The organism is Fictibacillus enclensis, from assembly GCF_030123385.1.
Classification (GTDB): domain Bacteria; phylum Bacillota; class Bacilli; order Bacillales; family Fictibacillaceae; genus Fictibacillus_C; species Fictibacillus_C enclensis.
In genome coordinates, this window is sequence record NZ_CP126109.1 from 855,590 (window position 1) to 880,488 (window position 24,899).

The 24,899-nt window shown below is 44.2% G+C and carries 30 protein-coding genes, 1 pseudogene and 1 riboswitch; of the genes and pseudogenes, 27 read left to right on the forward strand and 4 right to left on the reverse strand.

Annotated elements, in window-relative coordinates; all coding sequences use genetic code 11:
* Window positions 1-18: 18 nt before the first annotated feature.
* From corA to QNH15_RS04635, 3 genes are all read left to right on the forward strand, one after another.
* Complete coding sequence (gene corA, locus QNH15_RS04625; protein WP_283892918.1) at window positions 19-975, forward strand: magnesium/cobalt transporter CorA; 957 nt, start codon at window positions 19-21, stop codon at window positions 973-975.
* 49 nt (window positions 976-1,024) lie between these two features.
* A complete protein-coding gene (locus tag QNH15_RS04630; protein ID WP_283892919.1) occupies window positions 1,025-1,744 on the forward strand; it encodes a DedA family protein in 720 nt (239 codons plus the stop codon).
* 68 nt (window positions 1,745-1,812) lie between these two features.
* Window positions 1,813-2,874 (forward strand): hypothetical protein, encoded by a 1,062-nt coding sequence (locus QNH15_RS04635; protein WP_283892920.1) that lies wholly within the window; start codon window positions 1,813-1,815, stop codon window positions 2,872-2,874.
* Window positions 2,875-2,918: 44 nt separating this feature from the next.
* Here the strand turns inward: QNH15_RS04635 and QNH15_RS04640 are convergent, their stop codons facing one another.
* The gene (locus tag QNH15_RS04640) at window positions 2,919-3,041 is read right to left on the reverse strand and encodes a hypothetical protein (RefSeq protein WP_276203817.1); all 123 of its coding nucleotides are present in this window, start codon (window positions 3,039-3,041) and stop codon (window positions 2,919-2,921) included.
* 115 nt (window positions 3,042-3,156) lie between these two features.
* Window positions 3,157-3,864, reverse strand: coding sequence for a DUF421 domain-containing protein (locus tag QNH15_RS04645; protein ID WP_283892921.1), 708 nt, complete (start codon window positions 3,862-3,864; stop codon window positions 3,157-3,159).
* Between the two features lie 144 nt (window positions 3,865-4,008).
* Here QNH15_RS04645 and QNH15_RS04650 point away from each other — a divergent pair, with 144 nt between their 5' ends.
* The 16 genes from QNH15_RS04650 (at window position 4,009) to bluB (ending at window position 16,973) form a co-directional block, all read left to right on the forward strand.
* On the forward strand, window positions 4,009-5,427 hold the full coding sequence (locus tag QNH15_RS04650; protein ID WP_061967092.1) for a SpoVR family protein: 1,419 nt from the start codon (window positions 4,009-4,011) through the stop codon (window positions 5,425-5,427).
* Window positions 5,428-5,916: 489 nt separating this feature from the next.
* Window positions 5,917-6,177, forward strand: coding sequence for a metal-sensitive transcriptional regulator (locus QNH15_RS04655; protein WP_283892922.1), 261 nt, complete (start codon window positions 5,917-5,919; stop codon window positions 6,175-6,177).
* Between the two features lie 109 nt (window positions 6,178-6,286).
* Window positions 6,287-6,769: a DsrE/DsrF/DrsH-like family protein gene (locus QNH15_RS04660; protein ID WP_283892923.1), complete on the forward strand. Its 483-nt coding sequence runs from the start codon at window positions 6,287-6,289 to the stop codon at window positions 6,767-6,769.
* A 17-nt stretch (window positions 6,770-6,786) separates the two neighbouring features.
* On the forward strand, window positions 6,787-7,080 hold the full coding sequence (locus QNH15_RS04665; RefSeq protein ID WP_283892924.1) for a rhodanese-like domain-containing protein: 294 nt from the start codon (window positions 6,787-6,789) through the stop codon (window positions 7,078-7,080).
* Between the two features lie 50 nt (window positions 7,081-7,130).
* Complete coding sequence (locus QNH15_RS04670; RefSeq protein ID WP_283892925.1) at window positions 7,131-7,709, forward strand: sulfurtransferase TusA family protein; 579 nt, start codon at window positions 7,131-7,133, stop codon at window positions 7,707-7,709.
* Window positions 7,710-7,712: 3 nt separating this feature from the next.
* Window positions 7,713-8,840: an MBL fold metallo-hydrolase gene (locus QNH15_RS04675; protein WP_283892927.1), complete on the forward strand. Its 1,128-nt coding sequence runs from the start codon at window positions 7,713-7,715 to the stop codon at window positions 8,838-8,840.
* Window positions 8,841-8,856: 16 nt separating this feature from the next.
* The gene (locus QNH15_RS04680) at window positions 8,857-9,084 is read left to right on the forward strand and encodes a sulfurtransferase TusA family protein (RefSeq protein WP_283892929.1); all 228 of its coding nucleotides are present in this window, start codon (window positions 8,857-8,859) and stop codon (window positions 9,082-9,084) included.
* Between the two features lie 30 nt (window positions 9,085-9,114).
* On the forward strand, window positions 9,115-9,897 hold the full coding sequence (locus QNH15_RS04685) for a sulfite exporter TauE/SafE family protein (RefSeq protein ID WP_283892931.1): 783 nt from the start codon (window positions 9,115-9,117) through the stop codon (window positions 9,895-9,897).
* 144 nt (window positions 9,898-10,041) lie between these two features.
* Window positions 10,042-10,800 (forward strand): GTP cyclohydrolase II, encoded by a 759-nt coding sequence (locus QNH15_RS04690; protein ID WP_283892932.1) that lies wholly within the window; start codon window positions 10,042-10,044, stop codon window positions 10,798-10,800.
* The gene (gene ribD, locus QNH15_RS04695; protein ID WP_283892934.1) at window positions 10,793-11,887 is read left to right on the forward strand and encodes a bifunctional diaminohydroxyphosphoribosylaminopyrimidine deaminase/5-amino-6-(5-phosphoribosylamino)uracil reductase RibD; all 1,095 of its coding nucleotides are present in this window, start codon (window positions 10,793-10,795) and stop codon (window positions 11,885-11,887) included. Before QNH15_RS04690 ends, ribD begins: the two co-directional genes overlap by 8 nt.
* A gap of 16 nt (window positions 11,888-11,903) precedes the next feature.
* Window positions 11,904-12,470 (forward strand): 5' nucleotidase, NT5C type, encoded by a 567-nt coding sequence (locus QNH15_RS04700; RefSeq protein WP_283895434.1) that lies wholly within the window; start codon window positions 11,904-11,906, stop codon window positions 12,468-12,470.
* A gap of 142 nt (window positions 12,471-12,612) precedes the next feature.
* Complete coding sequence (locus QNH15_RS04705) at window positions 12,613-12,864, forward strand: FeoA family protein (RefSeq protein ID WP_283892936.1); 252 nt, start codon at window positions 12,613-12,615, stop codon at window positions 12,862-12,864.
* Window positions 12,857-13,552, forward strand: coding sequence for a FeoB small GTPase domain-containing protein (locus tag QNH15_RS04710; RefSeq protein ID WP_283892938.1), 696 nt, complete (start codon window positions 12,857-12,859; stop codon window positions 13,550-13,552). Before QNH15_RS04705 ends, QNH15_RS04710 begins: the two co-directional genes overlap by 8 nt.
* A complete protein-coding gene (locus tag QNH15_RS04715) occupies window positions 13,549-14,949 on the forward strand; it encodes a nucleoside recognition domain-containing protein (RefSeq protein ID WP_283892940.1) in 1,401 nt (466 codons plus the stop codon). The genes QNH15_RS04710 and QNH15_RS04715 overlap by 4 nt, the downstream gene beginning before the upstream one ends.
* Window positions 14,950-15,026: 77 nt before the next feature.
* Window positions 15,027-15,169: riboswitch (cobalamin riboswitch) on the forward strand.
* 96 nt (window positions 15,170-15,265) lie between these two features.
* On the forward strand, window positions 15,266-16,345 hold the full coding sequence (cobT, locus tag QNH15_RS04720; RefSeq protein ID WP_283892942.1) for a nicotinate-nucleotide--dimethylbenzimidazole phosphoribosyltransferase: 1,080 nt from the start codon (window positions 15,266-15,268) through the stop codon (window positions 16,343-16,345).
* Window positions 16,332-16,973, forward strand: coding sequence for a 5,6-dimethylbenzimidazole synthase (gene bluB / locus QNH15_RS04725; protein WP_283892944.1), 642 nt, complete (start codon window positions 16,332-16,334; stop codon window positions 16,971-16,973). The genes cobT and bluB overlap by 14 nt, the downstream gene beginning before the upstream one ends.
* Window positions 16,974-17,731: 758 nt before the next feature.
* Here bluB and QNH15_RS04735 read toward each other — a convergent pair.
* Window positions 17,732-19,645: an IS1182 family transposase gene (locus QNH15_RS04735; protein WP_283892946.1), complete on the reverse strand. Its 1,914-nt coding sequence runs from the start codon at window positions 19,643-19,645 to the stop codon at window positions 17,732-17,734.
* A gap of 243 nt (window positions 19,646-19,888) precedes the next feature.
* Between QNH15_RS04735 and modB the strand changes: the two genes are divergently transcribed.
* The 6 genes from modB to QNH15_RS04765 all read left to right on the forward strand — a co-directional run bounded on the left by modB (window position 19,889) and on the right by QNH15_RS04765 (window position 23,299).
* Window positions 19,889-20,548 (forward strand): molybdate ABC transporter permease subunit, encoded by a 660-nt coding sequence (gene modB, locus QNH15_RS04740; RefSeq protein ID WP_061967132.1) that lies wholly within the window; start codon window positions 19,889-19,891, stop codon window positions 20,546-20,548.
* Window positions 20,549-20,646: 98 nt separating this feature from the next.
* Complete coding sequence (locus QNH15_RS04745) at window positions 20,647-21,345, forward strand: sporulation protein (protein WP_283892949.1); 699 nt, start codon at window positions 20,647-20,649, stop codon at window positions 21,343-21,345.
* A gap of 35 nt (window positions 21,346-21,380) precedes the next feature.
* Window positions 21,381-22,067, forward strand: a complete 687-nt coding sequence (locus tag QNH15_RS04750; RefSeq protein ID WP_283892951.1) for a zinc metallopeptidase — start codon at window positions 21,381-21,383, stop codon at window positions 22,065-22,067.
* A 155-nt stretch (window positions 22,068-22,222) separates the two neighbouring features.
* Window positions 22,223-22,447, forward strand: coding sequence for a spore coat associated protein CotJA (locus tag QNH15_RS04755; protein WP_129477611.1), 225 nt, complete (start codon window positions 22,223-22,225; stop codon window positions 22,445-22,447).
* A gap of 6 nt (window positions 22,448-22,453) precedes the next feature.
* Entirely contained in the window at window positions 22,454-22,708 is a 255-nt protein-coding gene (locus QNH15_RS04760; RefSeq protein ID WP_061967138.1) for a spore coat protein CotJB, read from the forward strand.
* A 21-nt stretch (window positions 22,709-22,729) separates the two neighbouring features.
* Window positions 22,730-23,299, forward strand: coding sequence for a manganese catalase family protein (locus QNH15_RS04765; RefSeq protein WP_061967140.1), 570 nt, complete (start codon window positions 22,730-22,732; stop codon window positions 23,297-23,299).
* 112 nt (window positions 23,300-23,411) lie between these two features.
* Here the strand turns inward: QNH15_RS04765 and QNH15_RS04770 are convergent, their stop codons facing one another.
* Window positions 23,412-23,567: a YjcZ family sporulation protein gene (locus QNH15_RS04770; RefSeq protein WP_283892956.1), complete on the reverse strand. Its 156-nt coding sequence runs from the start codon at window positions 23,565-23,567 to the stop codon at window positions 23,412-23,414.
* A 122-nt stretch (window positions 23,568-23,689) separates the two neighbouring features.
* Between QNH15_RS04770 and QNH15_RS04775 the strand changes: the two are divergent.
* Window positions 23,690-24,405 (forward strand): annotated as a pseudogene (locus QNH15_RS04775) (MBL fold metallo-hydrolase).
* Window positions 24,406-24,502: 97 nt separating this feature from the next.
* On the forward strand, window positions 24,503-24,877 hold the full coding sequence (locus QNH15_RS04780) for a hypothetical protein (protein WP_283892957.1): 375 nt from the start codon (window positions 24,503-24,505) through the stop codon (window positions 24,875-24,877).
* Window positions 24,878-24,899 lie beyond the last annotated feature (22 nt).

Sequence of the window (24,899 nt, forward strand, 5' to 3'; positions counted from 1 at the left end):
AAACCGGGGGAAGCATTGATGCTTAGAATAATGGCAGTCACAAAAGATCATGAGCTTATCCTTCAGCCGTCTGTTGAAGAGCTGGCGGAGGATCGGATCGAGTGGTATTGGGTCGATTTTATCGATCCGGATGATGAGGAAATTAAGCTGCTCAGCTCATATTTTCATTTTCATCCACTGGCAATTGAAGACTGCCTGCAGTTTCTTCAGCGGCCTAAACTTGAGTATTACCAGGGTTACAGTTTTTTTGTTATGCATGCCCTTCATACCCAGTCTCTTGCTGCCCAGGAAGTTGATCTTTTTATCGGAGAGAAGTTCATCGTTTCTTTTCATTATGACCAACTGGCAGAAATGGACTCTACGTGGAACTACTTTGCAGGGATTGAAAATTTTTCTTCAATTGGACCGATAGAAGTCGGACACAAAATCATTGACAAAATTGTGGATACGTATTTTCCAATTGTCCAGAACATAGAAGACCACCTGCTAGACATTGAAAACAATTATGAAAAAGGAAATAAGCACACTCTTATTCAACAAACATTTGATGTTCGGAGCGACCTGTTAAAAGTACGGCGTTCCATTTTTCCCATGCGGGATTTAATGTACCGGACTTTGGAATCGAAACGATTAATTATCAATGAAAATAAAAAAGCGTATTTCCATGATATTTATGACCATCTCATAAAATTAAGTGAGATGATCGATTCCAACCGGGAAATGACCTCGGATATCCGTGATAATTATATATCACTTAATTCCTATAAAATGAATAACATTATGAAGACCCTGACGGTTATTACTACGATCTTTATGCCGTTAACGTTTATTGCAGGAATTTACGGAATGAATTTTCAGTTTATGCCGGAATTGAAGTGGCGTGAGGGTTATTTTTTTGTACTGGTATGTATGCTGGTTCTCGGACTGAGCATGTATTTCTGGTTTAGAAAAAAAGGATGGTTTGATCAGGACTGACCACAGCAAGCGAAAATAAAAAAATTTACAAATAACTACGGGTAAACGGGTGAACCAAACAGGGAAAAAGGGTACAGAAGGTAAAAGAAAAAGGCCGGCGCTTCATGAGAATGGCCAACAGCCTGCAGGAAGGAAGGCGGAGACGATGGATTACGGCTTCTTTTTTCAGTTTTTTCATGATCATGGTTACCTTGGTGTGTTCGTGCTTTCATGGATTGGATTACTCGGGCTACCCGTGCCCAATGAATTCATTGTAATGGTCAGCGGAATGCTTTCAGATAAAGTTCAGCTGAATCCTGCTTTTTCATTCATTGCCACCTATTTGGGAGTTATTTCTGTATTAACAGTGAGTTATATGCTCGGAAGGTATGGCGGCACAGCCATCGTCCAACGGCTTTATCGATTCCACCGGATCAGAAAGGGAATTCAAAAAGGATCTGGCCTGCTTGACCGGTGGGGAGAGAAAATTCTTGTGTTAAGCTTTTTTATTCCGGGATTAAGGATCTTGATGCCTTTTATTGTTGGCAGCAACCGTCTGCCATACTCACGCTTTGCTTTACTCACCTATCCGGCAGGTTTTCTTTGGGCAGTTTTTTACTTCGCCATCGGGAATCAATATGGGGAACATATTGCCCTGATTCATTCTTATTTTCGATCATACAGCTGGATCTTTCCTTCAGTGCCCATTACCTTTGCTTTAATATGGGCATGGCGCTATGCCAAACAAAGTAAAAGTCATCTTCCCCGTCTTCATAAGCATTCCAAATAAGGAAATTTTGCGAAACGGCTCTTCACTTTCCAATTATGTTATATAATGGAATTGAAGGAGGCGGTCCGATGAATTTCTCCATCAATAAAAAACGAATCTCGTTTAGTTTGCTGACTGTCCTTATTATTCTTTGGAATTTTTCCGTCTACCGGGTGAATGCCTTCGGTCAATTGCCACAGTATATGGGATGGTCTACTTTGTTCGATTTTTTGATTGTTATTCCTCTTTTAGCCTATCTGTTTATTTTCCGTCGCCAATCGGCGCTGAAGTATCTTCCCCTCGTTATACTTGCAGGTTACTGGCTGGCAGAAATCATTGTTCCCGCAAGAAATTCTCCAGACGCCCAATGGCTCACTAGTTTGATACTTGGAATGGAAGGGATATGGATTGCTGCTGAATTGTACATCTTGTTTTTTCTTGTTCCCAAATTGGTCAAAACGACCATTGCCTTCAGGAAGGACAGCGGGCGCACATGCCACTTCCAGCACGATTTCAGAGAAGCATTATCCCGCCAATTTAAACTCACAAGGACGATGGAATGCCTGCTCACTGAATGTGCTTTATTCCGTTATGCCTTCTTCTCTTGGACGAAAAGAGTGCGAAGATCCTCTGCACACCATTTTTCCTATCATAAAAAAACGTCAGCGGTGGCCTTTCGTCTGATGCTCATTCGTGCTCTTCTCATTGAGTCGGTTGGATTTCATTACCTTTTGATGCATTGGAGCCATACAGCAGCCATCCTGTTATTGGCTCTGAATCTCTATACCCTTCTATATCTTGTTGCTGATCTTCAAGTGATTCGTACTTGTCCGATTCTCCTGGATGACTACGAGCTGATTTTACAATCGGGACTTGCCCAGGGCCTCAGGGTACAATTCTCAAATATACAGAGCATTGAATACTACAGGGGGCCGGAACACCTTTCTAAAGAAGAGCAGCGGCGTACATTTGACGCTCTTCCTCAGGAATTTTCAAAAGAAAAGCCAGCATTTGAAATGAAATTGAAAACACCGGAAACGGCCAGGCTCCTATACGGCTTCACGAAAAGAGTCGATATGCTGCATGTATCGGTAGATGAGAACAATCTGTTTCTTGAAAGAGTCAAAGAAAAGCTGGAGATGCCTACTTAAATCATACGAAAGCCCACCCTGACATGCCGGGTGGGCTGGTTTCATTAAAGGATTGGCTTTTTTGACGGCAAACGGTGCTTTGCCGGTGCTTTTTTTAAGTTGGCATGCCTTATTTCGTTCAGGAGAGCAATTCCAAATATACTAAGTACGCTGCATAAAAAGGTCATTTGTCATTCCTCCTTTTCTCTCAAAACTAATATTGCCTGCTTGGTTGCTTTCTAAACATTTCGTTTCTATTAAATGCCATTACTATATTCGTGATCATTCCTGGCTTTTTGTCTTTTAATTATCCTCACCGGGCTTATAGGAATATGGCCCTTTGTCTTCATTATGCGGATTGTTGGTGTCAATGTGGAGCGTTCCTGATTCGGTAATCGTGGCAAGCAGCACATTCTGTACGTCGGCACCCTTTTGTTTAACCCGCTTTAATAGCCAGTCTCTATCCAGTTTCAGGTATTTGAGGTTATGGTCAATGATTTGGCCGTCCATAATGACCGGAATGGGGATAAATTCTCGTTTTACCTTTATTTTTAAATCACCCGGCTGAACCGGCCGGAAATTGGATTTAGGTATGACGCTGATCTGTCCATTGTCCTCCATGGCACAAAGCGCGATATTCCGGGTATCGGTAAAGCCTTTCACACGCAGCTGGGCAAGGAGTTCATCCATGGGAAGCCGTACCTTTCTTAATCCTGTGCGGTCGATGTCTCCGTTTCGGATGAGAACGGTAGGACTCTCAAATAAAGTCCATCGCAGTTTGTTGTTGAGTGATAGCCACATGAACAGTTTATATAAAAGCATGACGATGAACGTAAACAGCAGGGCTTTCCATACATTGTCCTTTTGCATAGGCTGGCTGATGACATTCCCGATGATCAGAATATAAAGCATATCAAAGCTGTGCATTTGCGACACGGCTTTTTTGCCTGTAATCCGTAAAAATATATAACCGAATAAAAAAATAAGTAAAGGATTGTAGATGAATGCCATAAGTGTCTCCCCTTCTAAACGTACAACTATTATGGACAGATTGTATCAAGCTAATACTTGACCATAGAAGTTTTCCCCTTTTTTCATGAAATGGCTTTTACCATCATAAATTGAAAGTAAGAGATGATAGAGGAGGGAACAAGCATGTCTTGGGATGAGCAAAATAAAGAGCTCGGAAATGCAATCGCCGAGATTACAGAAATCGCGGATGGATTTGGCCTCGACTTTTACCCGATGCGTTATGAAATCTGCCCAGCGGATATTATTTATACATTTGGCGCGTACGGAATGCCGACTCGTTTTTCTCACTGGAGCTTCGGAAAGCAATTTCACAAAATGAAGCTGCAATATGATCTGGGTTTAAGCAAAATCTATGAACTGGTGATCAACTCGGATCCCTGCTATGCCTTTTTATTGGATACCAATTCCTTAATCCAGAATAAGCTGATTATCGCCCACGTGCTGGCTCACTGCGACTTTTTCAAAAACAATGTCCGTTTTTCCAATACGCGGCGGGATATGGTGGACAGCATGACCGCCACTGCGGAAAGGATTTCCCAGTATGAAATCATTCACGGAAAAAAAGAAGTTGAAGTCTTTCTCGACGCGGTGCTCGCCATTCAGGAACATATCGATCCTTCGATTGTGCGCAACCGGCTGAGCTATAATTTGGAAGATGAAGAACAAGATGAGCCGGTAAAAAAAGAAACTCCCTATGATGATTTATGGAGCATAGACGAATCAAGAAGCAAACGGAATCAGCCATCTCCAGTGAAAAAGAAGCATTTTCCTCCGCAGCCGGAAAAAGATATTCTGCTGTTTATTGAAGAATATAGCCGCGAGCTGGAAGACTGGCAGCGGGACATTCTTTCCATGATGAGGGAAGAAATGCTTTATTTCTGGCCCCAGCTGGAAACGAAAATCATGAATGAAGGCTGGGCCTCGTATTGGCACGCCAAAATTCTGCAGGAAATGGATCTGACCTCTCATGAAACCATCGAATTTGCCAAACTGAATGCCGGGGTGGTCCAGCCGTCCAGAACCTCCATCAATCCGTATTACATGGGACTTCAGATTTTTAAAGATATTGAAGAACGGTATAACAACCCCGATGAAGAATTGCTTAGACAGGGGGTAAAGCCTGGATCGGGCCGTGAGAAAATGTTTGAAGTGCGGGAACTGGAATCCGATATGTCGTTTATCCGGAACTATTTAACAAAGGAACTGTGCCAGCGTGAGGATATGTATTTGTTCCAAAAGCAGGGGCGGGACTATAAAATTGTGGACAAAGAATGGGAAGCTGTACGCGATCAGCTTGTGGGCATGAGAGTGAACGGAGGATTTCCGTATCTGACGGTAAATGACGGCGACTATTTGAAGAATGGGGAACTTTACATCAAGCACTCGTACGAGGATATTGAACTGGATGTGAAATACCTTGAAAAGGTCCTTCCTTACATCAATCAGCTATGGGGACGGCCTGTGCACATGGAAACCAAAATTGAAGAAAAGCCTGTGCTTTTTACTTATGACGGAAAAAGCATGCATAGAAAATACCTCTAATCCCATTCTGAAAGCATCACGTGGTCAAATGTGATGCTTTTTCTATGGAAAAAATGAATCATGCTTCTTGACAATATACCTTAGGGGGTATATTATGTAATTAAAGTCACATTTAAAAAGACGGTGTTGCGTAATATGCAGTATTTTTTAGGTGTACTTGTGTTTGCGATTGTATTGGTGCTGATCAGGCGTAATATTCCAATTAGGAGAATACCATGTGTTGAAATAGATTCGATCTCAAATACTAATGAGAAAATCATTTTGGACATAAGGTCCTACAATACAGCAGATGCCCATAATTTTAACATACCATACCCATACCTCAACAGGTATTATCACGAGATTCCTTTTACGAAACTTTATCTTATATCATCGAATAGAGCGGAAAGGAACTTAGCGTTGAGGCTTTTAACGGCGAAAGGCCACCAAGTAGCCGGATATATTTATTCTAAATGTCCTTGTAAAAAAGAAGAGAAAGAGGTGTAAATTATGGAATACGATAACGGAGTAAAAAACCGCCTGAAACGGATCGAAGGCCAGATCAAAGGAGTGCTCTCCATGATGGAACAAGGAAAAGACTGCCGGGAAATCGTGACCCAGCTATCTGCGGCAAGAAATGCAATGGACCGCACAATGGGGGTGATTGTAAGTCAAAATCTTGAGCAATGTGTGAGAGAAAACGTTGAAAAAGGTGCTTCCACAGAACATTTGGTGAAGGAAGCGGTAGAGTTGTTAATTAAAAGCAGATAAAAAGTTCGGGTTGACGGGCTTTTTATTTAAGTTATAATATACCCGTACAGGTAGTGGTATTTTTTTATTTTAATATATACCCCTATGGGTAAAAGGAGACGGTTTAGTTATGTCTGAAGAAAAAAAGAAAACAACGATTGTTTTATTTAGCGGCGATTATGATAAAGCAATGGCAGCGTATATTATCGCAAATGGAGCGGCGGCTTATGATCATGAAGTAACAATCTTTCATACATTTTGGGGATTAAATGCATTACGAAAGGATGAGCCGCTTTCCGTGAAAAAAGGTTTTCTTGAAAAGATGTTCGCCAAAATGATGCCGAGTCATGCTGATAAAATGGGCTTGTCAAAAATGAATTTTGCGGGAATGGGTCCCAAAATGATTAAACATGTGATCAAGAAGCATAACGCCATGACATTACCCCAATTGATTGAATTGGCGAAAGAGCAGGATGTGAATCTCATTGCCTGCACAATGACCATGGATTTACTGGGCCTTCAGCAGGAAGAGTTGATGGATGGCATTGATTATGCTGGTGTGGCAGCATATTTGGGGGAAGCATCTGACGGCAACGTAAACCTATTTATTTAAAGGGGGGAGCATGGAACATGAAAGAGATAACACCAAAAGAAGTGGAAAGCCTGTTGAAGAAAGAAAATATTCATGTCATTGATGTACGGGAAACAGAAGAAGTAAAGGCTGGAAAAATTCCAGACGCCGTAAATATTCCGTTAGGCTTGCTTGAATTCCGAATGCACGAGCTGGATAAAGCGAAGGAGTATATTATGGTTTGCCGTTCAGGGGGAAGAAGCTTTAAAGCTTCGCAGCTGCTCGAGAACCATGGATTTAAGGTGTTCAATATGGCAGGCGGCATGCTGGAGTGGGACGGCCCAACAGAATAAATTTTTTTACAAATGAATATACCGGTGTGGGTATTTAAGGAGGAATAACAATGATTAAATCAAACGTTATGCTGGATGCCAAGGGGCTCGCTTGTCCGATGCCGATCGTCAAAACAAAAAAAGCAATCAATGAATTAGGCGCAGGTGAAGTGATTGAAGTACAGGCAACGGATAAGGGTTCGAAAGCTGATATGAAAGCCTGGGCAACGAGCAGTGGCCATCACTATTTAGGCACCATTGAAGAAAACGGAGTTCTGAAACACTATATCCGCAAAGCTACGGCTGAAGAGGAAAAGATAGAAAAGCATCATCCTGATGTGATTTCCAATGAAGAACTATTACCCGAAATGGAACGTCAAACGGAAGTTTTTCTTCTGGATGTCAGAGAGTCTGCAGAATATGAATTCGGCCATATACCAGGCGCTGTATCCATACCGCTAGGAGAGTTAAACGACCGTTTAAATGAGCTTAAAACAGATTTTAGTGTCTATGTATATGTCGTTTGCCGGACAGGAAACAGGAGCGATCTTGCTGCACAAAAGCTGACAGAAGCAGGCTTTAAGAACGTCATTAATGTTGTACCGGGAATGAGCGAATGGAAGGGACCAATCACAAAATTGGAGGGATAAGGAATGGCTATTCAAAAAATGACGGCAGCACAAGTAGCAAGCCGTGTCATCAGAAAAAGTAACCTATTTATTTTGGATGTGAGAAATGAAGATACTTTTCAAGATTGGAAAATTGAAGGGGAAGCTTTCCAGTACTTAAATATTCCTTATTTTGATCTGTTGGATGGGGTAGACGATATCTTGGATCAGCTCCCAAAGGATACAGATATTTTGGTGGTTTGTGCCAAAGAAGGATCATCTGTCATGGTGGCAGAAATGCTGTCAGAACAAGGGCTGGATGTTTTCTACCTTCAGGGGGGCATGAAAGCATGGAGCGAGTATTTGAGACCGGTAAAGGTGGGCAGCTTGAAGAATGGCGGTGCATTATACCAGTTTGTCCGCTTAGGAAAAGGCTGCTTGTCCTATCTCATTGAATCCGATGGAGAGGCTTTGATTGTGGACACTGCACGAATGACTGAGCCATATGAGGCATTTGCGAGAGAAAAAGGATTAACGATTAAATACGCAGTTGATACACATCTTCATGCGGACCATATTTCTGGAGGGCGCTTGCTTGCCGAAAAAACAGGAAGCATCTACTATCTCCCGCCGAAGGATGCGGATGAGGTTATGTTTTCATACAAACCTCTGGAAGATGGCCAAACCATTACCGTCGGCAGCACTTCCGTGTCCGCTGAGCCTATTTATTCACCAGGACATACTATAGGGAGTACTACGCTTCTTATCGACCAGACGTATTTATTAACCGGTGATATTCTGTTTGTAGAATCCATTGGCCGTCCAGATTTGGCCGGAAAAGCAGAAGATTGGGTTGGAGACTTAAGAAACACACTGTATGATAACTATAAAAGGCTTTCAGGTGACCTTATTGTTCTTCCCGCTCACTACTCCAAAGTTTCAGAGCTTGGGGACCAGGGTGAGGTTAAAGCTGTACTAGGAGATCTGTTTGAAAAGAATGAAGGTCTTCATCTCGATGAGGCTGAATTCAGAAAGGCGGTTACTGAAAATCTTCCTCCGCAACCGAATGCCTATCAGGAAATCCGCAAGACCAACATGGGAAAATTAAGCCCTGACCAAGAGACACAGCAGGAGATGGAAATCGGTCCGAACCGATGCGCCATTCAGGACTAAAAAGGAGGTAACAAAAATGAAATCTGATCAGTTACTCGATGCGAAGGGCTTGGCCTGTCCGATGCCCATCGTACGTACAAAAAAGGCAATGGATGCACTCGAATCTGAACAGGTGCTCGAGGTCCATGCTACGGATAAAGGGGCAAAAAGTGACCTTTCTGCCTGGGCAAAAGCTGGCGGCCATACGCTGCTGGAAATGAACGAAGACAACGGTGTATTTGTATTCTTTATCCAAAAGAAATAATCGCAGGGAACACGGGGTGAAATGATGGGAATGGATGCAGGTTATCTTTTAACCATATTTGTGATTGGCTTTATTGGCTCTTTTATATCAGGCATGCTTGGTATAGGCGGAGCGATTATTAATTACCCCATTCTTCTGTATGTTCCTCCATTACTCGGGTATGCAGGTTTTGGTGCTCATTATGTTTCAGGAATTGTGGCGGTACAAGTATTCTTTTCCACGCTTGCAGGACTTGTGGCATACAGGAAGGGCGGCTTTATTCATACGAAGCTTCTCATGATCATGGGATTAAGCTCCTTAACAGGCAGTTTCATTGGAGGGTTTGGCTCTCATCTTTTAACTGAAAAAGTTATTAATATTATTTACGGTCTGCTGGCGGTTATTGCTGCCGTTCTTATGCTTTTTCCAAAAAAAGAAGCAGTGGATGATACCAGGTCCGAACTGGTATTTAATAAAAAATTAGCAGGAATCCTCGCACTGACCGTTGGAGTATTTGCTGGAATTGTAGGGGCAGGGGGAGCATTTATTCTCGTACCGATCATGCTGGTCGTGCTGAAGCTGCCAACAAGGGTGACCATCGCGACCTCACTGGGAATCACATTTCTTTCGTCCATCGGTTCCTTGATTGGGAAAGCAGCAACAGGACAAATTCTGTACCATCCTGCCGTTCTTATGCTGATCGTCAGTCTGATTGCAGCTCCTCTCGGAGTAAAAGTCGGAAAAAAGATCAATACAAAAGTGCTCCAGGCCACTTTGGCCATCTTGATTGCCGGAACGGCGGTCAAAATATGGCTGGATATTTTTATGCATTAGAAGGAAAGCCGCTTAACAGGCGGCTTTCCTTTTGCTATATACTTACTTTTTGTTTGCTGTTGGTGTATAATCAAGGATAATGTTCAAATAAGCACGCAGACAAATTTTAAACGCGTAACAATAAACAAAAGGGGATTCATCAAGATGGAACAATCACTTCTTAAATCTGATGTTATTTCATTGTTGAAAAATAAAATTCAATTGATTAAAACATCCGAAAACGGGGGCATTTACCTTGTTGGCCCTATTCGCCTTCCGGTTAATCTGTCTGGAGAGACCGTTGTTTTTCAGTGGTATTGCTGGCTGGAGCGGGAGCAGGTTACAGAGAATATTGAAGAAATCATTGGAAAATTATCTTCCACAAACCTTTCTGAATATCAGCAATCAAGCGTGCTGGTTTATGGCGACTTCAAAAACAACGAAGATGCGCTCATCCGCATGCATTCCATTTGCCATACCGGGGATATCTTTGGTAGCAAGCGCTGTGACTGCGGTTTTCAGCTGAAAAAGTCAATGCAGATGATCAAAAATCATGGAACAGGCGCGCTTTTTTACTTGGCCAATCATGAAGGACGCGGAATTGGCCTGTTTTCAAAAGCCATGGCTTATGTGCTTCAGGAAAGTGGTTATGATACAGTAGAAGCAAATCTGAACCTTGGATTTGTGGATGATTCCCGGAATTATGAGGATGCCATCTCGGTATTAAAAACACTTCGAACCAAACCGGTGACCTTGATCACGAACAATCCAAAAAAGCAGGATGCGTTAAAAAAATCCGGCATGCTGCTTTTAGGACGGACACCGTTATGGGGAGATGAGTCAGAGTATAACGCCAACTACCTGAAGACCAAGGTTTCCCGTTCTGGCCACTTAAAAGAGGAGGAAAGCTGCCCGAATGACTGATCATACCTTTTATATGAAATTAGCGCTTGAAAACGCCAGGGCCATGAAAGGCCAAACCGATCCAAACCCCATGGTCGGTTCTGTTATTGTCAACGAGAACCGAATTGTGGGAATCGGCTCCCATTTAAAGCCTGGAGAGCCTCATGCTGAAATCCATGCGATTAGAATGGCGGGAGAGAAAGCAGAAGGGGGAACGATTTATGTGACCCTTGAGCCTTGTTCCCATTATGGAAGAACGGGCCCCTGTGCACAAGCCATTGTGAAAGCTGGATTAAGCAAGGTGGTGATCGCAAGTCTGGATCCAAATCCGCTCGTATCCGGAAGAGGAGTTGCTATTTTAAAGGAAGCTGGTATCGAAGTCATCACCGGTATCATGGAGAAGGAATCGCAACAAATGAATGAAGTGTTCAATAAATTTATTGTGCAAAAGCTCCCTTTTGTCACGGTGAAATCAGCGGCAACGCTTGATGGGAAAATCGCCACCGCAACGCACGACAGCAAATGGATTACCGGAGAGGCAGCCAGAAAGAATGTTCACCAGATCCGGAATGAAAACATGGCCATCCTTGTGGGCGTTAACACTGTGATCAAGGATGATCCGGAGCTGACCGCGCGTATCCCGAACGGCCGCAACCCTGTCCGGGTTATACTGGATTCCACCCTGCGAATTCCCGTCTCATCCAAAGTCGTGCAGGACAAAAAAGCAGAAACCTGGATCTTTACGACAGAACGGGCAGGAGAGGAGAAACGCCAAGTGCTGGAAAGTCATGGTGTCTCCATCTTTACAACTAAAAGCCGGGCTGATCGGGTGAATCCCGAAGAGGTCTTACATCTTCTTGGAGAACAGCAAATCTCATCTGTGATGATTGAAGGAGGCGGAGCCGTCAATGCTTCTTTCCTTGAGCAGCAGCTCATCGACAAATTCGTGGTTTATATGGCTCCCAAACTCCTGGGCGGAAGCCTGTCGCCCACGTTTCTTGAAGGTGAGGGTGCTGAGCGGATGAGTGGAGCGGTGGATCTTCGCGAGATGACAGTGGAACAAGTCGGGGATGATTTTAAGTTTACAGGATACCCTGTTTACAAGTAACAGAAGGAGCACAATGATGAAATTCGGGTTTGATATTGACGATACGTTGATTAATTTGAGAGGCTATGCCTTTACGATCTATAATAAAAAATTAAACAAAAACCTGGCGATGGATATTTTCGAAGCATTGAAAACGGTTGAAATCCATGAACCGTTCGGTCTGACGAATGCCGAAGGAAAAGAGATGTGGAACACTTTACGCGAAGAAATCTATTTTTCTGATTGCCCACCATACCCTGATGCGGTGGAAACCTTGCAGGAGTTGAAAGAAAAGGGCCATGAAATTTATTACATCACGGCTCGTCCGGGAGAACACGGTGAACGGACGATGAATTGGATGAAGAAGCAGGGATTTCCTGTTGATGACGATAAATTTTATTGCGGAATGAAGGATGATGAAAAAGTAAAAATCATTGAAGAGCTTGGCTTAGATTTTTATTTTGACGATAAACCAGGCGTGCTCGATACCTTATCATCAGACTCCTTAAGAGTCGTGGTCAGGGACCAGTCGTACAACCGGCATTTACAAGGGGAACGACTCTCGCATTGGAAAGAGATGAAGACGTTTCTTTCTTCAAAATAACAAAAATAACTGTGGCAAAAAGCCCCTGTATATCAGAGGGCTTTTTTTTATTTTGCAGGAAACATTGACAAAACCATTGGATATACATATCATATAAGCAAATGTTGCACGAAGGAAACAAATAAGAGTGGAGGAAAAAGAAGTGGATGAGACTAACTATATCACCCTTTTTGAAGGGAAGAACGGCGACTTCATACAAATCACCTCCATGGATATCGAAGGTGTGATGAGAAGACGGCTGCTGGATCTTGGATTTGTACCAGGAGCAGTAGTGGAGGTTGTACGAAAGAGCCCGCTGGGCGATCCCATTGCTTTTCGTGTCAGCCAGACTACCATTGCCCTGAGAAGGGAAGAAAGTTCGAAGATTCAAGGGGAGTTGATGAATCATGACTGAAACGTACCGGATCGCACTGGCCGGAAACCCAAACACGGGAAAAAGTACATTGTTCAATGCATTGACCGGATTAAAACAGCATACGGGGAACTGGGCTGGAAAAACCGTTTCGCTTGCTGAAGGAACATTAAGCCATAAGGGGAAAAACTACCGGCTGATTGATTTGCCTGGAACGTATTCCATCTTCTCGAACTCCCGGGATGAGGAAGTGGCAAGAAACTATATTGTATTTGAAAAACCGGATGTGACACTTGTCGTGGTGGATGCAACCTCTCTGGAACGGAACCTGAATCTTGCTCTGCAAATACTGGAAATGACTCAAAATGTAATTATTTGCATTAATTTGATGGATGAGGCAGAAAAGAGAGGCATCTCGATCAATGAACGATTACTGACCCGCCGTCTTGGTGTTCCTGTCATAAAAATTTCAGCCCGGAACAAAGCGGGATTTCCCATGTTGCTCGACACCATCGAACGCCTGGCAGAGGGCAAACTTGTATGCGAACCCGCGCGGATGACATACGACAAAGACATTGAAGCAAAGATCGCTTCATTGGAGCCCCTTGTGGCTGATCTGGTGGAAGATCGCATCTCTTCCCGCTGGGTGGCTTTGCGCTTGTTGGATGGGGATGAATCTCTGCTGGATGAGTTGAAATCAAGGCTGAAGGTAAAGGAGGGATCGGCATGAATACAGAACTGGCAAGTTCAGGTTCAAGAGGAGATTTGAATGCTCTCTATGAAAAGGCACAGCAGCTTACATCACCAGATCTTCGTGATAAAATTGTGGGCAGCCTTTATCAGGAAAGCAAGCGGCTTTGCGAGGCGGGTGTTCATCATTCAAACACCAAACGTGATCGGCGAACGGAGAAACTGGATGCTGTTTTCACCTCTCCCATTTGGGGCTTTCCAATCATGATGGTTATGCTAGGCATTGTTTTTTATCTTACAATCGCCGGCGCCAACGTTCCATCTGACATGATTGCCCGGTTTTTCGGATGGCTCGAAAACTACATTACAGCCTTTTTTCAGTGGATGAGTGCTCCGGATTGGCTATATGGTGTTCTCGTTTTGGGTCTCTATCGCGGCACTACCTGGGTCGTAAGTGTGATGCTGCCGCCGATGGCAATCTTTTTTCCAACGTTCGCTTTGCTTGAAAACTATGGATATTTACCGAGAGTAGCGTTCAATATGGACCGCATCTTCAAAAAAGTGGGCGCACACGGCAAGCAGTCCCTGACGATGGCGATGGGGTTTGGCTGCAATGCTGCAGCAATGATGTCTTCGCGGATTATTGAATCACCGAGAGAGCGAATGCTTGCCATCCTAACTAACAATTTTGTACCATGCAACGGCCGTTGGGGAACACTGATTGTGCTGGCTTCCCTCTTTATGGCGGCAGGATATACAGGTGGAGCCAAGTCCCTTGTTACAACGTCTGTAATTGTTGGCATTGTGTTGTTTGGGATTCTTGTTACCTTTTTGGTCTCCTGGGTATTATCAAAGACGGTTCTCAAAGGGGTGCCTACCCACTACACACTCGAGCTTCCTGCATATAGAAGGCCAAAATTTTGGGAAACGGTCATCCGTTCATCACTTGAGCGTTCATGGGCGGTACTTCTAAGGGCTGTTAAGGTCGCTGCGCCAGCAGGTATACTGACTTGGGTGCTGGCCAATGTTACGGTTGGCGACACAAGCGTTCTTATGCATATCGTCAATTTCCTGGATCCTTTTGGACAGATGCTGGGGCTCGACGGCTGTATTCTGATGGCATTCCTGATCGGGCTGCCAGCAAATGAAATTGTCCTTCCCATTTTGATTATGGGATATCTTTCTACAGGGGCACTGACAGAGGTTGATAACCTGGGAGATTTGAAACAAATTTTCGTAGACCAAGGGTGGACGTGGCTCACAGCATTGAATACGATGCTGTTTTCATTGCTTCATTTTCCATGCGGAACGACTCTGGTCAACATTTATAAAGAAACAAAAAGCATAAAATGGACCTTTTTGGCTTTTCTCATTCCAACCATGATCGCCATCTTCGTAACATTCGTTATTGCACAAAGTGTGAGAATGCTGGGATGATATAAAAACCAGGACCGTATGACCGGTTCTGGTTTTTCCTATATCAAATTCTTTAAAGAATTGTTATGATAAAAAACAATTACATAAAATTTATGAGTGCTCAAGACCAAAAATGGTTGAGAGATAATAGGGAATCCAGTGTAATTCTGGAGCAGCCCACGCTACTGTAAAACCGGTTAAACCGGTAAGCCAGGAGACCTGCTTATAAATCTTGATTTCTGTGTCTTCGGTGGGAAGAAAGGGATAGTGTACGTTAGATCAAAACCTTGGCGCCTGCAGTCAAGGTTTTTTGTTGAAATAGAAGGGAGAGAAAAGGATGAAAAACCATTGGAAAAATGCCCGTATTCCGGCAATCGATGAAAAGATGGGAAGTGCTGCACAGACCTACATTCATTCATTAACAAAACCGGTTGGCAGTCTTGGAAGATTGGAAGCTTTGGCGGTGAGTCTTGCCTCTATGACGAAAGAACGCTTTCCAATTGTATTTCCGCCGGGTGTTCTGATTTTTGCTGCTGACCATGGCATCGTTTCAGAAGGAGTGTCAGCCTATCCCCAGGAAGTAACGAGCCAGATGGTGCGTAACTTTTTGAATGGCGGAGCTGCAATCAACGTGTTCAGCAAACAAATCGGTGCCAAGTTGAACATCGTGGACATTGGAATAGCCGCTGATATTGACAGCCAGACCCTGATTTCCCGAAAAGTACGTTATGGCACGGCCAATTTCCTTGTGGAAGATGCAATGACCCGGGAGGACGCCGAGCAGGCTGTTGATGCGGGGTATCAGACGGCAAACGAAATGATTAAAAGTGGAGTAAAGTGTCTTATTCCAGGTGAAATGGGGATTGGCAATACGACGGCGAGCAGTGCCGTAGTCGCGGTGGTGAGCGGTGAAAAAGTCGGAACACTGGTTGGGACAGGCACCGGCATTAAAAAAGAGAAGCTGCAGGTCAAAAAAGAGGTCATTCAAAAGGCGCTGGAGCTGAGGAAACCGAATGCGGATGATCCGGTTGATATTTTATCCAAAGTGGGAGGGCTGGAAATTGCCGGAATGGCCGGAGCCATGCTGGCAGCATCCTCAAGCAGAATTCCGATTTTGGTGGATGGCTTTATCGCGAGTACGGCTGCCTTAATCGCAAAGATGATCTGCAGCCGTTCTGCTGATTACATGATCATGGGTCATCGCTCGGTTGAACCCGGCCATACGATGTTGATAAAGCTGCTTGAAAAGGAACCGATTCTGGATTTAGGCATGAGGCTGGGTGAAGGGAGCGGTGCGGCGGTTGCCTTTCCCATTCTTTTGTCGGCCTCACTTATGATCAACGAAATGGCGACATTTGAGACCGCTCAAATATCCGCCAAGAACCAGGAAGGAGAAACACGCCTTGTTTACAAATGATGAAAAAGAAGCTGTCTATAAAGTCATTGCTGCTCGAAGGGATGTCCGGAGTTTTTTGCCGGACCCTGTTCCGGATGAAGCCGTTTATTCTATATTACAAGCAGCCCATCAAGCTCCGTCTGTTGGTTTCATGCAGCCATGGAATTTTATTCTGGTCACCTCAGAAGAAGTAAAGAATCGTATGGCATGGGCCGCCGACAAGGAAAGAAGAGCCCTGGCCATACACTACGAAGACGATTCGCGGTCATCCATGTTTATGAATCTGAAAATAGAAGGAATAAAAGAAGCACCTTTAACAATTTGTGTAACTTGTGATCCGACGCGGGGCGGCTCTCATGTTCTGGGCAGAAATTCAATTCCTGAAACCGATAGGATGTCCACGGCTTGTGCTATCCAGAATATGTGGCTGGCATCCTGTGCAGAAGGATTGGCCATGGGCTGGGTCAGCTTTTACAAGAAGGCAGATATCCGTGATATTTTACATATTCCACCCCACATTGAGCCAGTGGCGCTCCTTTCCCTGGGATATACGGAAGATTATCCGCAGAAACCCATTCTCGAAACGGAGAAATGGGAAAACAGAAAAGAACTGGATTCCTTGATTTATTCTGACCGGTGGGAAGGATAAGCAGGAAATGTAACCTGTTATAAAAGGCAACCACCAAGCATAATCATAGACCATGTGCAGAAAACATATGAAGGAAGGACTGCCGTATGAGTGAATACTGGGCGGAAAAAGCTTTGGTTAAATTCCAGTCTCAGTTTGATCAAAATACGACCTACAACATAAAGAACAGCCAAAGATTGTCCGGCAGCTCAAAGATATGGAAGTATATGGATTTCGCCAAGTTTGTCGGTATGCTTTATCAAAAATCGTTGTTCTTTCCGAAACCGTCCCTTTTTGTGGACAATCATGAAGGCAGTTATTCTGCCCTGGACGTAAATAATATCCTCAATGATCCGCTGTCTTACCTTACCGTGCCGGTGGATGAAAATCTCTCAAAAGCCGAGAAAAGAAGACAGCTCCATGAATATATCAAGCAGATGCATGATTATGTCGGGGTCAATTGCTGGCATTTGAACGAAGAGGAATCAGCGGGGATGTGGAACCTGTATTTGAAATCGGATGAAGGAATTGCCATCTGTTCCACACTTGATAAGCTGTTTACCAGCATCAATGACAAACGTTTTCGGACATATGTCGGGCAGGTTCAATACATTAATTTTAATTCGGAAATGGCCAGTCTGAACCCCTATGAAACGTTATTCTATAAACGGAGGTCTTTCAGCCATGAAAATGAAATCCGGCTGCTTGCCTTCGATGATCCAAATCATCGGAGATTCAATCATAAGGACGGGGCCTATGTGGATTGTAATTTACACACGTTAATTGACGAAGTGTATGTGTCTCCCACCAGTCCGGAGTGGCTGAAGGAAGTGGTCCAGTCGGTGCTTGAAAAATACAGGCTTCCGTTTAAGCCGGTGATCAAGTCTTCCTTGTATGAAAGTCCCTTCTATTAAAAAAGAGGCTGTCCAATAAGTCCCTAAAATGAAAGCAGGACGGAAAAACGATAAGTTTTTCCGTCCTGCTTTTTTTGGTTGTTCTTTTTTCCTGAAAGTAGTCAGGCGAATGCCTGCTACTTTCAGGAGGTTGTGGGCCAATGCCACGATTCCAAACTCTACATGTACCTTGTCCAGTCCCCGCAACGACCACCTGCGGAACGACCGATTGCCCTTGATGTGGCCAAAGACGCTTTCCACTTCGACTTTACGTCGGGCATAAATCGCGGCTTTTTCCTCACATTCAAGGGCTGCTTTTGCTTTGGCCTTCATTTCTTCATAGATCGTGTTCCAATGCACCTGGCGGTTCCCTTTCGCTTTGGTGCACTTGGTTTTAAACGGGCAATCCGTACAATCTTCGCATTCATAAATCTTGAAACTTTGTTCCAGACCGGATCGGTTCTTTTTCTTCAGATATTTCTTAAACGGTACCCTTCTGCCATTGGGACAGATAAACCAATCATCGAGTTCCTCATATACCCAGTTCTTTGCGTTTTTGATCTCGTTTTTATAGCTTCGGGTTTGTTCCTTCAAATAGCTTCCATAGGGAATCAGAAAATCAAATCGCGGTTCTGTTTCTTCTCCGACCGCAAACAAATAGTTCTCTTCGCTGCCATAACCGGCATCCGCAATCACGGTTTTCGGCATCGGTAAAGAAGACGCGGCCAGTTTCTCTAAATGAGGAATGAAACACCGCGTATCTGTCGGGCGTTGATGAAGGGAATAAAACAAAACAAATTGGTTCTCGGTCGCCATCTGTACATTGTAGCCGGGTTTCAACTGGCCGTTCTTCATGTGGTCTTCTTTCATGCGCATAAAGGTGGCGTCGGTATCGGTTTTGGAGTAACTGTTCCGGTCTCCAAACCGTTCGTTCTGTTCCTTATATTTGGCTAAACGAGGCAAGAAATCGTGACGAATAAGCTTCAAGGGTTTTTTGTAGATACTGCGCTTCTTACGCATCTCTTTGCGTTTTTCGGTATTCGTTTCCTTCTCGATCGCATCCGTCAGGGACGTGACTTCTTCATCGAGAATCGTTGCGGCTTCTTCTAATGGAAGGGAGAGCTCATCGCTGGTTTCATCTCCTTCTGGCAACGCTTCTAATTCAGTGAGGCGGTTGATGTGGTGCAGCGTTTCTTGAATTTTCTCTTTCAACTTCGCTTCATGTTTCACGGTGGATTTTTTCCACACGAAAGAATACTTATTGGCATCGGCTTCGATCTTTGTACCATCCAAAAAGTAGTGATCCATCGTAATATACTCGTCCTGGATGAGTTGCCTGATCATGGTTTCAAACAGTTCATCCATCAAGGCTTTCATCCGTTGGCCGCGAAAGTCGTTCAACGTTCGGAAATCGGGCTTCTGCATGGCTGCGAGCCACATGGCCGGAAGATTTTCCTGAAGCAGCTTTTCAATTCCGCGACACGAATAGACCTTCTGTGAATACCCATAGAGGAGGACTTTCACCATCATTTTTGGGTGATATGAGCTCCGTCCACCGCCGGAGTAATAAGAAAATAGCCGGTCATCAGGAATGCCCTCCACCATCTCATCAATTACACGTGCCACATGGTGGGCTGGAATCCATTCCTGCAGATCAAAGATCATTTGAACTTGTTGGTTATCGTACGGTTTGAAGGTGGGAGCTAATTTTCGTTTAGTAGAAGAACTTTCTTGGATTCCCCCTAGAGGAAGGCTCGTTTGCGTGGTATAATTTTCAGTAGTAATCGTAAGATTGCGCATAAAAAATCGTCCTTTCTTTTCGTGAAGATGTTGGTGTGGTAACTTTCATTTTACTAAAGAGGACGATTTTTTTGTGTACTTTTTATAGTATTTTAAAAAAAGGCTGCCAGAAAGTCAGTTTACACTGACTTTCTGGACAGCCCCTTTTTGTTGCCTGTGGGCTTTTTCGTTATAATGGAGGTTGAATATATTCTTTGAAATCTAGTACATAAGTGGTTTGATGCTTAAATCTAAGGAGAACCTATGCTAGCAAACATTTGGCCGCCGATCTATTTGTCCATTACCGTTGCGGCTTCCGCATGGATCATTGTTATACTGTCAGGCGTACTGCTGGGGAAGGCAATGGCAGGCAAGTCGTTTAAAGGGAAACTCATTATTGAAACACTATTAATGCTTCCTCTCGTTCTTCCTCCAACCGTCATCGGGTTCCTTCTCATTATTGTCTTTGGAAAACGAAGTCCGGTTGGCCAATTTATAGAATTATTGTTTCAGCAGCCTGTTATTTTTACCTGGTGGGCCGCAGTGCTTGCCTCGAGTGTCGTTGCCTTCCCGCTCATGTACCAATCGGCAAAGACCGGGTTTGAAGCCGTTGATCATGATATTGAGAATGCCGCGCGTGTGGATGGAGCAGGGAAATGGAATGTTTTTTTCTTTATTACAATTCCTCTTTCCTACACGTCCATTGTTTCAGGAGCCATATTAAGCTTTGCGAGAGCGCTTGGAGAATTTGGAGCAACCTTAATGTTTGCAGGTAACATCCCCGGGCGCACGCAGACCATTCCGACCGCAATCTATCTTGCCATCGATTCAGGCGACATGAAGGAAGCCTGGATTTTGGTTCTTGCCAGTATTGTCATTTCTTTTGCGATGCTTACAGCAGCATACCGAATAAAACGTTACTGAAAAGAGGGGCTCCGGCCGTTCTTTTTTTGTGTAAAAGTTGAAACCTTCCCTTCCTTTTTTCGTATATAACGGTAAATGCAGCAGCAGAAAGGCAGATTATGATCAAAGAAATCGTCTCAAAACTAAAAAATGACACTGGTCCGACTTTAGACTCGTCCGTTTTTTACCCTGGAGGAAAGCTTGAGGGGCAGTGGATCATAAAAAATGGAGTCGTTTCCTCACAAGGAAGTACTATTGCTTTGGAGTTGATCCTGGAATATCATGACGGTCAGCTTCACACTCAAAAACGTATTCAATTACAACACATATCCGAAAGCCGGAAGCAAAATAAAAATGGCTTTATTCTTTCGTTTTCCGCCCATTTGCCTGATGATATACCGATTTCCTGTTCCAATATTTCATATAAGGTACAGGCGGGCATTCGGGCAGGAAAAAGCAGAGTCCGGCTCCATTTCCTGCCGGTGTGCATCAAAGGATCTCATGAAGTTTTGCAGATTTTTTATGCTTTAGGTGCACTGGGTTTTCGTGAAGTGCAGCACTCGGGAATTTTTAACGGCAAAAAACAGATCTTTCGTTTCGCTCCTTCTGTTTTTCTGTCTCAGGAAATACAGGAATTGCACGTGTCGTCAATTGAAAAAAGAAGAAACGGAATATCCATCTTTTTAAACGTGATGAAGCGCGGTGATCACCGTAAAGCCGAGTACCAGGATATGATTTTTCTATCTTCCACGCAGTTGAAAAGCAGACGAAGTGTCGAAGAGGAATTGAAAGGAAAACTGCTTACCGTGACGGAATAAGCTTTTTGCCAATATGAAGGAGGAGTAATAAAAAAATGTTTTTTCATCCGATGGATTTTCTGATTATTATTGCGTTTGCCATTTCATTATGGGCCCAATTCAAGGTAAAAGGAAATTTCAAAAAGTGGTCGGAAGTTAGTGCCTATTCCGGAAGAACCGGGGCAGAGGTGGCACGGTCCATACTTGATCAAAATGGGCTGTCACATATACCGGTAGAACCTGTGCCGGGAATGCTGAGCGATCATTATGATCCCGTTTCAAAAGTGGTACGTTTATCCGAACCGGTGTATTACGGCGATTCGATTGCCTCCGTTTCGGTGGCTGCCCATGAAGTGGGGCATGCGGTTCAGCACAAGCAATCCTATGGAGCCCTTGTTTTCCGCCATCGCATGTTTCCGCTTGTTAACCTTACTTCAGGTATTGCGCCATTTTTATTGATGGGTGGGCTCTTGCTTCAGCAATTCCAATTAATTGGAGTGGGTATTGTATTGTTTTCATTTGCGGTTCTTTTTCAGCTCGTTACCCTTCCGGTAGAGTTTAATGCGAGTTCACGGGCAAAACACTATTTGCTGGCTGAAGGATTTATCCGCAATGATGAGGAACGCGGTGTAAATAAGGTGTTGAATGCTGCTGCCCTGACCTACGTGGCTGCCGCCCTCATTTCGTTATTGGAACTGCTGAAATTCGTGATGATCTTTTTTCAGGGACAGCGCGAAGAATAAGAATAGTATTGAAGAAGCTCCCTATCAAGGGAGCCTTTTTATATTAATTATAAATAAGTAGTTTAAAGGATTTCCCAGTGTGGGATACATAACTGAACCATGCAGTTATCAAAAGGTAAAGCAGTAACCAACTATTTCTATAGGAGGTTTTATTTTTGGCTAAAAACCAGGTTTACACCAAATCCTATCACCCCTACCACAGCCCTGATGACCCTTGTCCGGATCCCGGCGAGAAGCATTATTCAACTCCTCCCCATCTTTACATGGGATTCCAGCCGGAAAAACTCCCGCAGTTTACACCAAAAGAAGCTTTGCAAAAAGGCACCTTATGGCCCGCCTTGTATGATCCGTATGAAAAAAATCAAAAACTGAAGGGGTGAAGAGTGATGCCGAAGACGTTGCCTAAGGAATACTATTCGATGCTTGAAGAGATACAGGCCGTTGATTTTGCAATCACCGAGCTCAACTTATATTTGGACACCCACCCTGAGGACCAGGATGCGTTTAAACAGCTGACAGAGCTTTCAGAAGAAAAGCAAAGGCTGTTGAAGCCTTTTGAGAAGAAGTTTGGGTCCATACGGGCGGACGGAATGGATGACCATTGGACATGGAGCAAAGGGCCGTGGCCATGGCAGGTTTAAAACTGAAGGGGGAGATCCGTAATGTGGGTTTATGAAAAGAAACTGCAGTATCCGGTAAAAGTAAGCACCTGCAATCCTCAGCTCGCCAAGTTTTTGGTGGAACAATACGGAGGAGCAGACGGGGAGCTGGCAGCAGCGCTTCGTTATTTGAACCAGAGGTACACCATCCCCGATAAAGTGGTTGGCCTGCTGAATGACATAGGCACCGAAGAATTTGCCCACCTCGAAATGATCGCGGCCATGGTTTATAAACTAACAAAAGATGCGACGCCTGAACAGCTGAAGCAGGCAGGATTAGGTGATCATTATGTGAATCACGGAGAAGCCCTGTTCTACTCCAATGCTGCTGAAGTGCCGTTCACCGCGACATATATCCAGGCAAAAGGAGATCCCATTGCGGACCTTTATGAAGATATTGCCGCTGAAGAAAAAGCAAGGGCCACCTATCAGTGGATCATTGATATGTCTGATGATGTGGACTTGAACGACTCCCTTCGCTTCTTGAGGGAAAGGGAAATTGTGCATTCCCAGCGATTCCGCGAAGCGGTGGAAATCTTAAAAGAAGAGCGGGATCGAAAGAAGGTATTTTAACCAAACAAAAAAAGATGTTTCTCTCACGAGAGAAACATCTTTTTTAAACCTGCAATTTTCGGGCACAGGACAAGTTTCCCCGTGCTTTTTCTCATTAACGGTAAAACTTGGATTAATAGATCCCGCCGTAACCGATACCGCCTGCGCCAAATCCGGCACCATAACCACCGAATCCGCCGCCGCCCCAGCAAGCGCAACCGACGATAACCAAAAGAATAAACAACACGACGAGCAAGGCGAAAATTCCGCCGCCACCAAAAAATCCCATAGTTTACACCTCCTCAAACTTAGAATATGATGGCTTGGCTTTATTGGTTTAGGCAAGACATGAAATGTGCCGATGCCTTGGTGGTATTGGATCTGTGGTTGGAGGGATGAGCTTTTATCGTAATGACAAGGAGGCCGAGCATGAAAGAATCTTTTATTCCGGTAACATCAATCGCAAGCGGCATTGGCCTGGAGGTTATGCCTGATCTGTACTATTTTCCCGTACAGATTGTTAACGTTATTTTTGCAGGAACCCAGGATGAATGGGTATTGATTGATGCCGGCATGCCAAAAACAGCGGATAAAATTACAGAAGAAGCCGAAAAACGGTTTGGAGAGGGAACAAGGCCCAGAGCCATTATCCTTACACATGGACATTTTGACCATACCGGGGCTTTAAGGGAATTAGTGGAGAAATGGAAGGTGCCGGTCTACGCCCACATCCTTGAATTGCCTTATTTAACGGGGAAGAAAGATTATCCCGAGCCTGATTCGTCTGTAGGTGGAGGACTTGTTTCAGGCATGTCTCCTTCTTTAGGGAAAGTGATGCCTCGCTGATTGCAGGGGATGCGTTTGTTACCGTTCAGCAGGAATCTCTGTACAAGGTGATGACTCAAAAACAGGAAATTAGCGGACCGCCCAAATATTTAACAACAGACTGGGAAGCGGCGTATGAATCAGTTAGGAAATTGAATGATTTAAATCCCCATCTTGCCGTGACAGGCCATGGTCTTCCGATGGCCGGCCAGCTTCTTGGGACGAGCTTGGAGAGACTGGCTGACCGGTTCTATGATATAGCTGTTCCCGAGCATGGAAAATACGTTGACCGGGATGATTGAGAGCAGAAACCTTACGGATGGGTCAAACAACCATTTTGGTAACCACCCTTGTCTTACGTGAATAATCTGGCTATATACCACACAAGGAGGATCTACTTTGTACGAAAACAACAGCAATATTCAGCCAGGCTATCACATGCCGAAAGACAACAAAGCGATGCATCATCACCATCATCATCATCATGGCCACAAAGAAAATTGGATGAAGATGTGCAAGCAGTACGCAGGGGCCAACTGTGAAATTGAAATGTCAGATGGAAAGATCTATCAGGGCAGAATCCATAGCCACGATAATGATAACATCTATCTGGTCATGCCTATGCAGAACAGGGATGAAGCGGCAGAACGTTTCTTCCCAGGCTTTGGTTTGGGATTTGGCTTTCCGTTTTTCGCAGGCCCGTTTTTGCCAGGTTTCGGTCTGTTCGGTTTTCCATTCTGGGGTTTCAGAGGATTTAGACGTTTTTGGTGGTAATCAGTAGATAGATTGACGGATA

Coding starts and splice junctions, on each gene's coding strand:
- QNH15_RS04765 (WP_061967140.1), top strand. CDS start 22,730: ATGTGGGTTTATGAAAAGAAACTGCAGTATCCGGTAAAAGTAAGCACC.
- corA (WP_283892918.1), top strand. CDS start 19: ATGCTTAGAATAATGGCAGTCACAAAAGATCATGAGCTTATCCTTCAG.
- QNH15_RS04650 (WP_061967092.1), top strand. CDS start 4,009: ATGTCTTGGGATGAGCAAAATAAAGAGCTCGGAAATGCAATCGCCGAG.
- QNH15_RS04760 (WP_061967138.1), top strand. CDS start 22,454: ATGCCGAAGACGTTGCCTAAGGAATACTATTCGATGCTTGAAGAGATA.
- QNH15_RS04735 (WP_283892946.1), bottom strand. CDS start 19,645: ATGCGCAATCTTACGATTACTACTGAAAATTATACCACGCAAACGAGC.
- QNH15_RS04750 (WP_283892951.1), top strand. CDS start 21,381: ATGTTTTTTCATCCGATGGATTTTCTGATTATTATTGCGTTTGCCATT.
- QNH15_RS04660 (WP_283892923.1), top strand. CDS start 6,287: ATGTCTGAAGAAAAAAAGAAAACAACGATTGTTTTATTTAGCGGCGAT.
- QNH15_RS04715 (WP_283892940.1), top strand. CDS start 13,549: ATGAATACAGAACTGGCAAGTTCAGGTTCAAGAGGAGATTTGAATGCT.
- QNH15_RS04655 (WP_283892922.1), top strand. CDS start 5,917: ATGGAATACGATAACGGAGTAAAAAACCGCCTGAAACGGATCGAAGGC.
- cobT (WP_283892942.1), top strand. CDS start 15,266: ATGAAAAACCATTGGAAAAATGCCCGTATTCCGGCAATCGATGAAAAG.
- ribD (WP_283892934.1), top strand. CDS start 10,793: ATGACTGATCATACCTTTTATATGAAATTAGCGCTTGAAAACGCCAGG.
- QNH15_RS04745 (WP_283892949.1), top strand. CDS start 20,647: ATGATCAAAGAAATCGTCTCAAAACTAAAAAATGACACTGGTCCGACT.
- QNH15_RS04680 (WP_283892929.1), top strand. CDS start 8,857: ATGAAATCTGATCAGTTACTCGATGCGAAGGGCTTGGCCTGTCCGATG.
- modB (WP_061967132.1), top strand. CDS start 19,889: ATGCTAGCAAACATTTGGCCGCCGATCTATTTGTCCATTACCGTTGCG.
- QNH15_RS04710 (WP_283892938.1), top strand. CDS start 12,857: ATGACTGAAACGTACCGGATCGCACTGGCCGGAAACCCAAACACGGGA.
- QNH15_RS04770 (WP_283892956.1), bottom strand. CDS start 23,567: ATGGGATTTTTTGGTGGCGGCGGAATTTTCGCCTTGCTCGTCGTGTTG.
- QNH15_RS04665 (WP_283892924.1), top strand. CDS start 6,787: ATGAAAGAGATAACACCAAAAGAAGTGGAAAGCCTGTTGAAGAAAGAA.
- QNH15_RS04640 (WP_276203817.1), bottom strand. CDS start 3,041: ATGACCTTTTTATGCAGCGTACTTAGTATATTTGGAATTGCTCTCCTG.
- QNH15_RS04685 (WP_283892931.1), top strand. CDS start 9,115: ATGGATGCAGGTTATCTTTTAACCATATTTGTGATTGGCTTTATTGGC.
- QNH15_RS04645 (WP_283892921.1), bottom strand. CDS start 3,864: ATGGCATTCATCTACAATCCTTTACTTATTTTTTTATTCGGTTATATA.
- QNH15_RS04670 (WP_283892925.1), top strand. CDS start 7,131: ATGATTAAATCAAACGTTATGCTGGATGCCAAGGGGCTCGCTTGTCCG.
- QNH15_RS04635 (WP_283892920.1), top strand. CDS start 1,813: ATGAATTTCTCCATCAATAAAAAACGAATCTCGTTTAGTTTGCTGACT.
- QNH15_RS04675 (WP_283892927.1), top strand. CDS start 7,713: ATGGCTATTCAAAAAATGACGGCAGCACAAGTAGCAAGCCGTGTCATC.
- QNH15_RS04700 (WP_283895434.1), top strand. CDS start 11,904: ATGAAATTCGGGTTTGATATTGACGATACGTTGATTAATTTGAGAGGC.
- QNH15_RS04690 (WP_283892932.1), top strand. CDS start 10,042: ATGGAACAATCACTTCTTAAATCTGATGTTATTTCATTGTTGAAAAAT.